The organism is Streptomyces polyasparticus (assembly GCF_014493765.1).
Lineage (GTDB): Bacteria > Actinomycetota > Actinomycetes > Streptomycetales > Streptomycetaceae > Streptomyces > Streptomyces polyasparticus.
Window position 1 is genome coordinate 17904 of sequence record NZ_JACTVJ010000022.1, and the last position, 12955, is coordinate 30858.

A 12955-nucleotide genomic window follows, 5' to 3' on the forward strand; every position below is an offset into this window, starting at 1 on the left:
CGGGGGACTTCATGAACTGGGTATACGGGCAGCGGGTGTTGGTGGCCGTCGTGGGCGTGGCGGCCCTGACTCTCGTGGCGTGCGCGGATCCCGGCGGGGAGCGGGCCGCGGGACAGGGCCGCGCCAAGGCCTCGCAGTCCGCGACGGGCGCGGAGAAGGGCGGCGAGCGCACCAGTCCGCCGCGGATACCGTCGGCGAAGGCACTGCCCGGCTGGGCGCACTCGCTGGGCTTCGCCTCCGACGGCTCGGGCTTCGCGCTGCTCGCCGACTGCCCGGACGGGAACGGCGAGGGCTGCAAGCAGAGCGTCGCCGTGCTCGACAAGGGCGCACGCGCATGGCGCCTGGCGAAGACCTCACCGCTTCCCGACACCGCCCCGGACTGGGGTGTGTCGGCCGACCTGGTCGTGCTCGGCTCGGGCCGCGCCCTGATCCGCGAGGGCAAGACGCTCATCGACCGTACGTGGTACACGGCGGACGGCGGCCGCACTTGGACGAAGGGCACGACCGCCCTCAAGGGCACCGTGGCCGAGGTGCCCGAGGACGGGCGCCTCGTCTCCGCCTGCCTCGCCATGGACGAGGAGGGCAACAACTGCGGACGGGCCCGCCTCGCGGTGATCATGCCGCATCTGGGGGAGTACTACGCCCTGGCCCACCAGCCGCCGCTGGCAGGCGTGGTGGTTCCGGTGGGCGAGGCGGGCGGCGCCCTGTACGTCGAGGGCGAATCCCGCGACACCGGCAGGCCCACCCTGGCGGTGAGCACGGACGACGGCATCACCTGGCGGGAGTCGCCGGTGCCGCAGCCGGCGACCGAGTACAGCTTCGGCTTCAGCGTCGTCTCCGGCGGCAAGAGGACGCTGGCCCTGCAGATCGGTCAACTCCCGGAGGGGGAAGCCGTCAAGAACGGTCTGGTCACCATCCACGAGCTGCAAGCGGACGGCACCTGGAAGCGGGTCTGGGCGTACCGCCCGGGAGTGAAGCCCAACTCGATGCTCGGCGCTCTGATTGCGGACGACTCCACGCTCACGGTCTACAGCGAGTCGGGCGTCTGGGTCAGTGACACGGGCGGCCGTACCTTCCGCGAGGCCGAAGCCGGCGAGGAGCCCTCGGGCTCCGTCCGCAGGACGCCGCTCGGCTGGCTGTGGTCGGACGGCTATGGCAACGGCTCGTACCGCATATCAAGGGACGGCCTGCACTGGCACAGCTTCACGCTGGCCGACTGATGACCACGGTGCTGGCCACGATGCTGGCCACGGCACGGACACCGACCGCCTCCGTCCGACCGGGAGGACACCCGTCATGAACGTCGACGACCTCGTGCGAGAGCGCATCGAGGCCGCCCGCAGGAGAATCGCGAACGACAAGCGCCGCCGCGCGGAACTGACCGAGGCCCGCGCCATGGGGCTGGTCCGCCGTCATGCCGACAAGCTCCGCGCGCAGGCGGCGAGCTTGCCCCGTGCGGCCGGTCTCAGTGGTGGAACGCCGTCGCCGCCGCCTCGTCCCGTCCCAACGGACCGCTCTGGCGCCGCAGTTCCGGCAGCAGCCGCCGCAGATCCTCCAGGAACAGCGCCGCCAGATCCGCCGAGAACCCGTTGCGGCACACGACCCGGAGCACCGACAGATCCTGACGGTCCGCGGGAAAGGTGTACGCCGGCACGAGCCACCCCCGCTCCCGCAGCCGCCGCGAGACGTCGAACACGTCGTACGCCGACACATCCGCAGCTGTGGTGAACGCGAACACCGGCAACTGATCGCCCCGGGTGAGCAGTTGGAAGTCCCCCATGGCCTCGATCCGTTCGGCGAGCCCGCGCGCGACATCGCGCGAGGCCTGCTGGACGGCCCGGTATCCCTCGCGTCCAAGGCGCAGAAAGGTGTAGTACTGCGCGACCACCTGAGCCCCGGGCCGCGAGAAGTTCAGGGCGAACGTCGGCATGTCGCCGCCCAAGTAGTTGACCCGGAAGACCAGTTCCTCGGGCAGCTCCTCGGCCGAGCGCCACAGCGCCCAGCCCACGCCCGGATAGACGAGCCCGTACTTGTGGCCGGACGTGTTGATCGACGCGACCCGCGGCAGCCGGAAGTCCCACACCAGATCCTCGTCGAGGAAGGGAGCGATCATCGCGCCGGAGGCGCCGTCGACATGCACGGGCACATCGAGTCCCGTGCGCTCCTGCAGCGCGTCCAGGGCGGCACAGATCTCCGCGACAGGCTCGTACGACCCGTCGAAGGTCGAGCCGAGCACCGCCACGACCCCGATGGTGTTCTCGTCGCACAGCTCCACCGCCGAGTCGGCGTCCAGATGGAACCGCTCGCCCTCCATGGGCACGAGCCGCGCCTCGACCTCCCAGAAATTGCAGAACTTCTCCCAGCACACCTGCACATTCGCGCCCATGACCAGATTGGGCCGGGCCTCGCGCGAGGGGTACCGGTCGGCGTTGCGCCGCGCCCACCGCCGCTTGAGCGCCATCCCGGCCAGCATGCAGGCCTCGCTCGACCCGGTGGTCGAGCAGCCGACGGCGGCCGCCGGGTCCGGTGCGTGCCACAGATCGGCGAGCATCGCCACGCACCGCCGCTCCAGCTCGGCGGTCCGCGGGTACTCGTCCTTGTCGATCATGTTCTTGTCCCGGCACTCGGCCATCAGGACCCCGGCCTGCGGCTCCATCCAGGTGGTCACGAAGGTGGCCAGGTTCAGGCGGGCGTTGCCGTCGAGCATCAGCTCGTCATGGACCAGCTGGTACGCGGTCGTCGGCGGCAGCGGCCCGGCGGGCATCCGGTGCCGAGGTGGCGCCTCGGTCATCCCGCTCACCGGGTTGGCCTCGCCGAGGAAGGGGTTCAGGGCGAGCCGTCGCAGCTCGCTCCGGTCTCCGTGCTGCTCGGTGCCGCCGCGGTGCAGGGACATGCTGGCCTCCTGGGATGACCCCCCTCGCCACACTAATCGGGCATACGGGATGTATCAGCCCGAGAATCCGGGCTTGCACCTCACGTGACGTGAGGCCTCATGGTGAATCCCGTACGGGAAACCGGACAGCACGAACGGCCGGAGAACCGGCCGGCACCACGTACGGGAAACCGGACACCGAGCACGGACAGGAAAGGATCGGCGGCCATGAGCTACTCCGTCGGACATGTCGCCGGCCTCGCGGGCGTCACGGTGCGCACCCTGCACCACTACGACGAGATCGGCCTGCTCTCCCCGAGCGAGCGCAGCCACGCGGGCCACCGGCGCTACGGCGACGAGGACCTCGACCGGCTGCAGCAGATCCTCTTCTACCGCGAGCTCGGTTTCCCGCTCGACCAGGTCAAGGTGCTGCTCGACGACCCGGGAGTCGACCCGCAGGAGCACCTGCGGCGCCAGCACAGCCTGCTGGCCGACCGGATCGAGCAGCTGCAGAAGATGGCCACGGCCGTCGAACAAGCCATGGAGGCGAAGAAGATGGGCATCAACCTCACGCCCGAGGAGCGGTTCGAGGTCTTCGGTGACGAGGACCCCGCGCAGTACGAGGAGGAGGCGGAGCAGCGCTGGGGCGGCACCGACGCGTGGGCCGAGTCCCGGCGCAAGACCGCCTCGTACACGAAGGAGGACTGGCTGCGGATCCGGGCCGAGGCCGACGGCTGGACCCGCCGGATGATCGCGCTCATCGAGTCGGGGGCCGAGCCCACGTCCGAGGCCGCGATGGACATGGCGGAGGAGCACCGTCAGCAGATCTGCCAGTACCACTACACCTGCACGCACGAGATCCACAGCTGCCTTGCGGAGATGTTCGTCGCGGATGAACGCTTCACGCGCAACATCGACAAGGCGAAGCCGGGTCTGGCCGCGTACATGAGCGAGGCGATGATCGCCAACGCGCTGCGTCACCTGTAGCCGATGAGGCGTACGGCATCAAGGCCGTACGCCTCGTCGTCATGTGCTCGGCCGACCCGGCCGGGTCGTGATGCGGTCAGCCGGCCCGGCTGATCACCACGGCCGTGCCGTACGCACACACCTCGGTCCCCACGTCCTGCGCCTCGGTCACGTCGAAGCGGAACATGAGCACCGCGTTGGCGCCCCGCGCCCGCGCCTGCTCGACCAGCCGTTCCATGGCCTGGTTCCGCGTCTCGACCAGCGTCTTCGTCAGCCCTCTGAGCTCGCCGCCGATCATCGACTTCAGACCGGCCCCGATCTGACTGCCCAGATGCCGCGACCGTACGGTCAGCCCGAAGACCTCGCCGATCACCTGCTGCACCTGATAGCCCGGCACGTCATTGGTCGTCACGACCAGCACATCGGACTGTGCGGTCTGCCCGCCGCCGTATTCCTCGATCCCCATCGGCCGTTCCTTCCGTCGCGTCCGTCACACCCCGCCTCACCTGCAGAGCTTTGTACCGATTCGGCCGCAGTGCATCCTGGAGAGCTCCCGGTGGAACCTGGCCCTGTCTCCCTGCGTTGATAGTTTTAGGCGGCCCACGCCCCGCCGCGAGCTTTCATGCCCACGACACCCCCACAGGAGCCCGGACCCGTGATGACGACGCTTGCGCTCGGACCGAGCTGGCTCGATCCGGACTTTCTGCTCAACGAGTTCGGTCTCTACGGCCTGCTGCTCATCGTCTTCGCCGAGTCGGGGCTGCTCATCGGCTTCTTCCTGCCGGGCGACTCGCTCCTGTTCACCACGGGCCTGCTGGTCACCACCAACAAGCTCGACTATCCGCTCTGGCTGGTCTGCACCCTGATCGCGATCGCCGCGATCGTCGGCGACCAGGTGGGCTATCTCTTCGGCCGCAAGGTCGGGCCCTCGCTCTTCAACCGCCCGGACTCCAAGTTCTTCAAACAGGAGAACGTGACGAAGGCGCACGAATTCTTCGAGAAGTACGGCCCGAAGTCGCTGGTCCTGGCCCGCTTCGTACCCATCGTGCGCACCTTCACGCCGATCATCGCGGGCGTGAGCCGGATGAACTACCGCTCGTTCATCACGTTCAACATCGTCGGCGGCATCCTCTGGGGCGTCGGCGTCACGCTCCTGGGCGCGGCCCTGGGCAATGTCGAGTTCGTGCACAAGAACATCGAGATGATCCTCATCGGGATCGTGCTCCTGTCCGTGCTGCCGATCGCCATCGAGTTCCTGCGGGCCCGCTCGAAGTCGAAGAAGGCCGCCGCCACGGGCCAGGGCGGCGCCCCGGCCGCCCCCCAGCGCGGCCGCCACGCCAAGCGCTGAGCTTCACGACAGCCCGAGCTCAGGGCTCCGAGCCGTGAAGCTGGAGCGCTGAGCCCTCAGGCGAGCACCCGGTTCGCCAGCGCCTCGATCAGCTGGTCCACCTCGAAGGGGGCGAGCAGCTCGGGCACGGTCAGATCGTCCACGATCATGCCCAGCATCGCGAGATAGAGCAGCACCACATCCGTGCGCTCCCCGGGCAGCCCGGCATCCAGATGGAAGGCGATATTGCCCTCCAGCTGAGCGGTGAAGAAGCGCGTCAGCTCCGCGTGCAGCTCCGGCCTGCGCGTGGCCTCGAGGCGGAGTTCGAGCAGCGCGAGATGGCTGCTGCGGTCGGCCCGCATCCGCTCCAGAGTCCCCTGAAGCAGCGTGGCCACCAGTTCACGGGACGGCTTCTGCCGCATGGTGGTGGCCAGTTCGGTCTTGTCGGGGGTCAGACGTTCCTGGATGCGGCCCATGACCTGCGTGAGCAGCTCCGCGCGGTTGGCGAAGTAGTTGGTCGTCGTCCCCTTGGGCACTTCGGCCGTGGCGTCGACCGCGCGGAGCGTGAGACCACGTGAACCCTCCTGTGCGAGCACCTCGATGGCCGCGTCGAGGAGCGCGGTGCGCCGTGCCTGGTTCTGCCTCATACGAGCTCCTCAAAAGTCATTGACACCACTGCAGGTGCAGTACTAAGTTCAAACCACTGCACACAGAGTACTTCAAACGACTGCCTGGGAGCTCACCCTTGCGAAAGCTCACGTACTTCATCGCCTCGACCATCGACGGCTACATCGCCGGACCCGACGGTTCCGACCCCACAGGCCCCGACGGCTTCTGGCCCGTCGGCCAGGACTATGTGGAGCACCTGGCCACCGCGTTCCCCGAGACCCTGCCCGCACCCGCCCGGGCCGCCCTCGGCATCACCGACATGGGCACCCGCTTCGACACCGTCCTGGAGGGCCGCCGCACGTATCAGATCGGCCTGGACGCGGGACTCACCGACGCCTACCCGCACCTCAGGCACCTGGTCTTCTCCCGTTCCCTGACCGAGTCGCCCGACCCGGCCGTGGAACTGGTCGCGACCGACCCGGTGGCCAGGGTCAGGGAGCTCAAGCAGGAAGAGGGCAAGGACCTCTGGCTGATCGGCGGCGGCGAGCTGGCCGGCGTCCTGTACGGGGAGATCGACGAGCTGATCATCAAGCTCGCCCCGCTCACGGTCGGCTCGGGCGTCCCGCTCTTCGCCCACACGACCGCGTTCGACCCCACGCTGTACGAGCTGACGGACAGCACCCCGCTGAAGAGCGGGACGGTGTTCCTCACGTACACGAAGAAGTCATGACGCACGAAGCAGTCATGACGGGAAAGCCGCAAGCGGGCGGCCGAGGCCCACGCGCAGCTGCGATCAGAAGCCGCGCGTGCGCTTCGCCGCCCGCCGCCCGGCAGCGCCCGGCACCCGCAGGAGCAGCCGGGAGATCTCGCTTCCGAGGTTCACGCCGATCGCGATCGCCATGGCCGTGGCGGCCGCACGGGTGAGGGCACCGAGCCCGCCCTGCACATCGTTCTGCGCGATGGACAGCACACCGAAGTACGTCGACGAACCCGGAAGCAGCGGCCCGATCGCCGCCGTGATGTACGGCAGCGCGGACGAGAAGCGGTAGCGCGAGAAGAGCTGGCCGAAGAGCCCCACCACGCCGGCCGCGACCGCCGTGGCCGCCACCGGCGAGAGACCGCCCGCATAGTGCAGCGCCCCGTAGATCGCCCAGGCCACCCCGCCGTTGAGCGTCACCACGAGCACCGAAGCCCGCTCCTGCTGAAGGAGCACGGCGAACGTCAGACACAGCGCCATCGACGCCAGGATCTGGGTCACCGGCCGTTCGGTGATCTGCAGGACCGTGTCCGGATCGAGTTTCGCGCCCAGCTGCACACCGATGTACAGCACGGACAGCACACCCACCACGATGGCCACGAAGAAGTACATGACTTCCAGAAGCCGGGCCGCCGCGGTGATGTAGTAGCCGGTCAGACCGTCCTGCACACCCGCCACCAGGGCACGTCCGGGCAGCAGCGCGAACAGACCACCCGTGATGACCGCGGACCCGCTCAGGTTCGCCGTATGGCTGAGGGTGAACGCCACGCCCATCGCGGCCGGCGGCATCGCCGCCACCACGAACTGGTAGAACTCCGGCAATCCCCGCCCTGCACACAGCCACGCGAGCCGGTCGCCCAGCATCGCGCCGATCATCGCCGCGAAGAACACCGCCGTGTCACCGCCGACAAGCACCGACGCCGCCCCCGCGAGCAGCCCGCTGGACAGCGTCAGGGCCCAGCCGGGATACGGGTGCCGGTTACGGCGGATCTGCGCGAGCGCGCGGTACGCCTCCTCCAGGGAGACGTCGATCTCCTCGGCGCTGATGTCGTCGACCAGCTGGTACACGGCCTGCAGGCGCGTGTAGTCGGTGCCGCGGCGCCGTACGGTGCGCGAGGCCGTCACCGGGTCGTCGACCAGGGAGGGCTGGTGCGAGATGGAAAGCAGCGTGAAGGTGACGTTGGGCTCGCAGCGGTCCAGGCCGTAGGACCGGCAGACCGCGAACATCGCGGCCTCCACGTCCTCGGCGCCCTCACCGCCGGCGAGCAGCAGCTCCCCGATACGCAGGGTCAGGTCGAGCACACGCGGGACTGCGGGACCCTCGTCCTCCGTCTTCTGCGTGGGCTCCGCCGCGGGCCGATCCGCCACCGGCGTGCGCAGCATGGTGCGCATCCGGTCCTGCCAGGGCGCGTCCTTGGTCAGCCGCACCCGGGGAATGCCCTCTGCAGGTGTGAAGGCGCCGTGCTGGTACGTCTGCGGGTGCGTGAACGCCGAGGCATCCGACTCCGGAGCCGGCGGAATGCGCAGCCCTTCCGGGATGGTGAACTCCGAGGTCGGCTGCTCGACCTCCTGCGGTGCGGGCGCCTCGACACCTCCCACCGGGGCGAAGGCACTGCGCGCCTCATCGGACTGCGGTTTGCGGTCCTCGGGCTCCTGCTCCGTCACGCCCCTCGTCTCCATCATCGGCATGGCCAGTACGCCCAGTATGCGTACGGATACACCAACCGGCTCACCGGCCCCTCCTGTACCCGAACAGAGCGCTCGCATACGCGAACGGGCCGCCCGCCCCCGGTTCGGGGACGAGCGGCCCGTTCGCCGCGACCGCTAAAAAGTTCAGTGGCCCTCGGTCTTGAAGCGCTCGTACGAACGCACGATCTCGGCCTCGGCCTCGGTGCGGCCGACCCAGTTCGCGCCCTCGACGGACTTGCCGGGCTCCAGGTCCTTGTAGACCTCGAAGAAGTGCTGGATCTCCAGGCGGTCGAACTCGGAGACGTGGTGGATGTCGCGCAGGTGCTCCACACGCGGGTCGGAGGCCGGCACGCAGAGCAGCTTGTCGTCGCCGCCCGCCTCGTCGGTCATCCGGAACATGCCGATCGCGCGGCACTTGATGAGGCAGCCGGGGAAGGTCGGCTCGTCCAGGATGACGAGCGCGTCCAGCGGGTCGCCGTCCTCGCCCAGGGTGTCCTCGACGAAGCCGTAGTCCGCCGGGTAGCTGGTCGAGGTGAACAGACGACGGTCCAGACGGATACGACCGGTCTCGTGGTCCACCTCGTACTTGTTACGCGAACCCTTCGGGATCTCGATCGTGACGTCGAACTCCACCGGTGACTCCTCCATGATCAGCACATACTTCGAAAGACGCAGTGATTAAGTGTCCCTCACGCAAGTGTGTGATCGCGAAAGGGGCTGGTCCGTGGTGCCCGCTGGACCGCTGAAGACCTGGCAGTTCACGGCTGCCGCCGCCACGTCCGGTCTGGTGCTGACGGCCGTGGTGGTGACCGCGGCCGGTCCCTGGGACTCAGGCCAGCGTACGGCCGAGCGGGCCTGGGCCGCATCGCGGGAAGCGGACGGTGGCGCAGATCACGGCCGCCGCGGGCGCAAGCAGGACCCCGCGCCCGCCGCCCCGGACGTCCTCTCCGCGCTCGGCGCCCCGCAGGGCTCGGCCCCCGCCCCGACGAAGAGCGCACTCGCGGACGTGCTCGACCCCCTCCTGAAGGACCCCTCGCTCGGCACGCACCGCACCGCCTCCGTGGTCGACGCGCTGACCGGTGAGGAGCTGTACGGGGCGAAGTCCTCGGACCCGGTCACCCCGGCCTCCACCATCAAGATCGCCACGGCGGTCGCGGCGCTCGGCGCACTCGGCCCGGACCACCGCATCGTGACCAAGGCGGTCGCGGACCCCGGCGCGAACGAGCTGGTCCTCGTCGGCGGCGGCGATCCCACCCTCACCGCCAGGCCCGACGCCAAGGGCAACGCGAGCCTGCGCGAACTCGCCCGCGCCACCGCGAAATCCCTCGCGGACAACCCCCGCGAGGGCAAGCTCCGCCTCTCGTACGACACCTCGCTCTACTCGGGGCCGGTCCTGCACCCCATCGGCCCGAACGAGAACATCGCCCCGGTCACCGCCCTGATGGTGGACGAGGGACGCCTCGACGACTCCGCCAGCGGCCCGGCCCCGCGCACGGGCGACCCGGCCGCCGCGGCCGCGAAGCGCTTCGCGGAGATGCTGCGCGAAGAAGGCGTACGGCTCGAAGGCGGCGCACCGCAGCCGTCCAAGGCGGGCGCGAACGCGCAGGAGCTGGGCAGCACCTCGTCCGCGCCGCTCACGGCCCTCGTCGAGCGGATGCTGACCAACAGCGACAACGACATCGCCGAAGCCCTCGTACGCCAGGTGGCCCTCGCATCCGGCGAGCCGGCGAGCTTCGACGGAGCCGCGAAGGCCGTCGAGAAGCGGCTGCGGGACCTCCAACTGCCGGTGGACGGCGCGAAGTTCGCCGACGGCAGCGGACTCGGCCGTGCCGACAAGGTGACCGCCCGCCTCCTCACGGCCCTGCTCGCCAAGGCCGCCGACCCGGCCCGCCCGGAGCTCCGGCCGGCGCTCACCGGCCTCCCGGTCGCGGGCTTCACCGGCACCCTCCGCAACCGTTACGACTCCGAGGGCGCGGCACCCGGCACCGGCCTGGTCCGCGCGAAGACCGGCACCCTGACCGGCGTCAACACCCTCGCCGGATCGGTGGTCGACGCCGACGGCCGGCTGCTGCTCTTCGCGTTCACGGCCGCGGGCACCGCAGGGCCCCAGGCCGCACAGACCACCCTCGACCGCCTGGCCGCCACGGTGGCCAACTGCGGCTGCCGCTGACCGGGCCCCGCGGCGGCGCCGAGCCGGGCCCTGCGCCGCCGCCGGGCCGGACCCTTGCCGAGCCCTGCGCCGCCGCCGAGCCGGACCCTTAGGGGCCAACCCCCGGAAACAACCCACCCCGCCCCGAACCCTCACCCTCCGGCGACTCGACAACGTACGGTTGACGCATGACGAGCATCGGCGGTGCCGCACAGGGGATGGTCGACTGGAATCTCGCGGTCGCGACCGCGACCCGCCTGGTGCGCCCAGGCCCCGAGGTCAGCCGCGACGAGGCGCGCGCCATCGTCGCGGAGCTGCGCCGGCACGCCAAGTCCTCGGAGGAACACGTCCGTTCCTTCACGAAGATGGCCACCGACGCCGCCCATGACACCCCGGTCCTCGTGGTGGACCGGCCGGGCTGGGTGCGGGCGAACGTCGCGGGGTTCCGCGAAGTGCTCAAGCCCCTCCTGGAGAAGATGCACGAGCGCCGCGGCGGCGGCCCCGGCAACGCGATGCTCGGCGCGGTCGGCGGCAAGGTCACCGGTGTCGAGCTCGGCATGCTGCTCAGCTTCCTGGCCTCGCGCGTCCTCGGTCAGTACGAGACCTTCGCGCCCCCCACCAAGGAGCTCCCCGGCTCCGCGGTCGGCGGCGGCCGACTGCTCCTTGTGGCGCCGAACATCGTGCACGTGGAGCGCGAACTCGACGTCGACCCGCACGACTTCAGGCTCTGGGTCTGCCTGCACGAGGAGACCCACCGCACCCAGTTCACCGGGGTGCCCTGGCTGCGCGACCACCTCGAGGGCGAGATCCAGTCATTCCTCGGCGAGACCGAGGTCGACCCGATGACGGTCCTCGAACGCTTCCGCGAGGCGGCCTCCGCGCTCGCCGGCAACAAGACGGAGGGCGCGGACGACGAGTCCCCCTCCCTCGTCGAAATCGTCCAGACCCCCGCCCAGCGCGAGATCCTCGGCCGCCTCACCGCCGTGATGTCGCTGCTCGAAGGGCATGCGGACTTCGTGATGGACGGCGTCGGACCCGATGTCGTGCCGTCCGTGGGGGAGATCAGGGAGAAGTTCCAGCAGCGCCGCGCCAAGGGCGCCTCGCGGCTGGATATGGCGCTACGGAAGCTGCTCGGGCTCGATGCCAAGCTGCGGCAGTACCGCGACGGCGAACGTTTTGTCCGCGCAGTCGTTGACGAGGTCGGAATGGACGGCTTCAACCGCGTCTGGACCTCACCCAACACGCTGCCCACCAAGTCGGAGATCGCCAAACCGGCGGACTGGGTCGCGCGGGTGCACCGTAAGGCAGATTCCTGAGCGCTGCGCCACCCGTCGGCAGAACTGGGCCTTCGTAATCACCCTTCCGAGGGACCGTGGGCCTGCGGAAGGCGTGCAATGCTCGGGGAACGACTCGTCTCTGTCACCATCTACGCACTCTGAGTGACGGAACTCCCGAACTTCACGCCCCGTACTTCACGAAGCTCCCCGAAGGGAACCGGACAATGGGTCCCCATCCTGCGGTCGCAGCGATACGCCTGGCGGTCCGCCGCGTACTCCACGACATCCTCACCGACAACTCCATCGCCACCGACGCCTCCACCGCGCCGGCCGAGAGCCCCGCCGACGGTCCTCTCGTCCTCGTCGCCTGTTCCGGCGGCGCCGACTCCATGGCGCTCGCCTCCGCCCTCGCGTTCGAGGCCCCCAAACTGGGTATCCGCGCCGGCGCCGTCACCGTCGACCACGGCCTTCAGCCCGGCTCCGATCTGCGCGCCGCCGAAGTCGTCGTACGGATGACAGCCCTCGGTCTTTCCCCCGTCGAATCCGTCGCCGTCACCGTCGGCCGCGAAGGCGGGCCCGAAGCGGCCGCCCGCGACGCCCGCTATGCCGCCCTCGACGAGACCGCCCAGCGCCTCGGCGCCGCCGCCGTCCTGCTCGGCCACACCCGCGACGACCAGGCCGAGACCGTGCTGCTCGGCCTCGCCCGCGGCTCCGGGATCCGCTCCCTTTCCGGCATGGCGGAGACCTCGGGTACCGCGGGCCGCTACCGCCGCCCGTTCCTCCAGGTCGACCGGCAGACCGCGCGCAAGGCGTGCATGGTCCAGTCGCTGCCCGTATGGGACGACCCGCACAACGCCGACCCCGCGTACACCCGCTCACGGCTGCGGCACGAAGGGCTGCCCGCCCTGGAGAAGGCGCTCGGCAAAGGCGTCGTCGAGGCCCTCGCCCGCACCGCCCAGCTCTCCCGTGACGACGCCGACGCCCTCGACTCCTGGGCCGCACAGGCCGAGTCGACAGTGCGCGACGACACCGGACTCCTGGAGTGCGCCAAGCTGTACGCGCTGCCGCCCGCCGTACGGCGCCGCATCCTGCGCCGCGCGGCCATCGACGCCGGTGCGCCCGCCGGTTCGCTCTTCGCCCGCCACATCGAGGAAGTCGACCGCCTGATCACGGGCTGGCGCGGCCAGAAGGCCATCAACCTGCCCGGCCGGGTCGTGGCCCAGCGGCAGGGTGGCAGACTTGTCATCCGGCAGGGCTGAAGCCGACTGCTGATGCGGGCGGTACCTCGCCGACTGCTGAGGCGGCCGGC

General features: G+C 70.1%; 12 protein-coding genes. 7 read left to right on the forward strand and 5 right to left on the reverse strand.

What is annotated here, in order from left to right:
- The first annotated feature begins 11 nt into the window (after positions 1-11).
- Positions 12-1220 (forward strand): exo-alpha-sialidase, encoded by a 1209-nt coding sequence (locus tag H9Y04_RS35740; RefSeq protein ID WP_187818343.1) that lies wholly within the window; start codon positions 12-14, stop codon positions 1218-1220.
- A gap of 245 nt (positions 1221-1465) precedes the next feature.
- On the opposite strand, the gene gad is transcribed toward H9Y04_RS35740, so the two are convergent.
- Positions 1466-2893, reverse strand: coding sequence for a glutamate decarboxylase (gene gad, locus H9Y04_RS35745; protein ID WP_187818344.1), 1428 nt, complete (start codon positions 2891-2893; stop codon positions 1466-1468).
- 207 nt (positions 2894-3100) lie between these two features.
- Between gad and H9Y04_RS35750 the strand changes: the two genes are divergently transcribed.
- Positions 3101-3859, forward strand: coding sequence for a MerR family transcriptional regulator (locus H9Y04_RS35750; protein WP_187818345.1), 759 nt, complete (start codon positions 3101-3103; stop codon positions 3857-3859).
- 76 nt (positions 3860-3935) lie between these two features.
- Here H9Y04_RS35750 and H9Y04_RS35755 read toward each other — a convergent pair whose 3' ends face one another.
- Positions 3936-4304, reverse strand: a complete 369-nt coding sequence (locus tag H9Y04_RS35755; protein WP_187818346.1) for a YbjQ family protein — start codon at positions 4302-4304, stop codon at positions 3936-3938.
- 192 nt (positions 4305-4496) lie between these two features.
- On the opposite strand from H9Y04_RS35755, the gene H9Y04_RS35760 reads away from it, so the two are divergent.
- On the forward strand, positions 4497-5186 hold the full coding sequence (locus H9Y04_RS35760) for a DedA family protein (RefSeq protein ID WP_187818417.1): 690 nt from the start codon (positions 4497-4499) through the stop codon (positions 5184-5186).
- Between the two features lie 56 nt (positions 5187-5242).
- On the opposite strand, the gene H9Y04_RS35765 is transcribed toward H9Y04_RS35760, so the two are convergent.
- Complete coding sequence (locus H9Y04_RS35765; protein WP_187818347.1) at positions 5243-5812, reverse strand: TetR/AcrR family transcriptional regulator; 570 nt, start codon at positions 5810-5812, stop codon at positions 5243-5245.
- 98 nt (positions 5813-5910) lie between these two features.
- Between H9Y04_RS35765 and H9Y04_RS35770 the strand changes: the two genes are divergently transcribed.
- A complete protein-coding gene (locus H9Y04_RS35770; RefSeq protein ID WP_187818348.1) occupies positions 5911-6504 on the forward strand; it encodes a dihydrofolate reductase family protein in 594 nt (197 codons plus the stop codon).
- Positions 6505-6567: 63 nt separating this feature from the next.
- On the opposite strand, the gene H9Y04_RS35775 is transcribed toward H9Y04_RS35770, so the two are convergent.
- Both H9Y04_RS35775 and H9Y04_RS35780 read right to left on the reverse strand, forming a co-directional pair.
- Entirely contained in the window at positions 6568-8211 is a 1644-nt protein-coding gene (locus tag H9Y04_RS35775; protein ID WP_187818418.1) for a threonine/serine exporter family protein, read from the reverse strand.
- A gap of 153 nt (positions 8212-8364) precedes the next feature.
- A complete protein-coding gene (locus H9Y04_RS35780) occupies positions 8365-8853 on the reverse strand; it encodes an inorganic diphosphatase (RefSeq protein WP_093611989.1) in 489 nt (162 codons plus the stop codon).
- Between the two features lie 91 nt (positions 8854-8944).
- Between H9Y04_RS35780 and dacB the strand changes: the two genes are divergently transcribed.
- The 3 genes from dacB to tilS all read left to right on the forward strand — a co-directional run bounded on the left by dacB (position 8945) and on the right by tilS (position 12905).
- Positions 8945-10390 (forward strand): D-alanyl-D-alanine carboxypeptidase/D-alanyl-D-alanine endopeptidase, encoded by a 1446-nt coding sequence (gene dacB, locus H9Y04_RS35785; protein WP_308801559.1) that lies wholly within the window; start codon positions 8945-8947, stop codon positions 10388-10390.
- Positions 10391-10557: 167 nt separating this feature from the next.
- Positions 10558-11685 (forward strand): zinc-dependent metalloprotease, encoded by a 1128-nt coding sequence (locus tag H9Y04_RS35790; RefSeq protein ID WP_187818350.1) that lies wholly within the window; start codon positions 10558-10560, stop codon positions 11683-11685.
- 185 nt (positions 11686-11870) lie between these two features.
- A complete protein-coding gene (gene tilS, locus H9Y04_RS35795) occupies positions 11871-12905 on the forward strand; it encodes a tRNA lysidine(34) synthetase TilS (RefSeq protein WP_187818351.1) in 1035 nt (344 codons plus the stop codon).
- Positions 12906-12955: the final 50 nt, after the last annotated feature.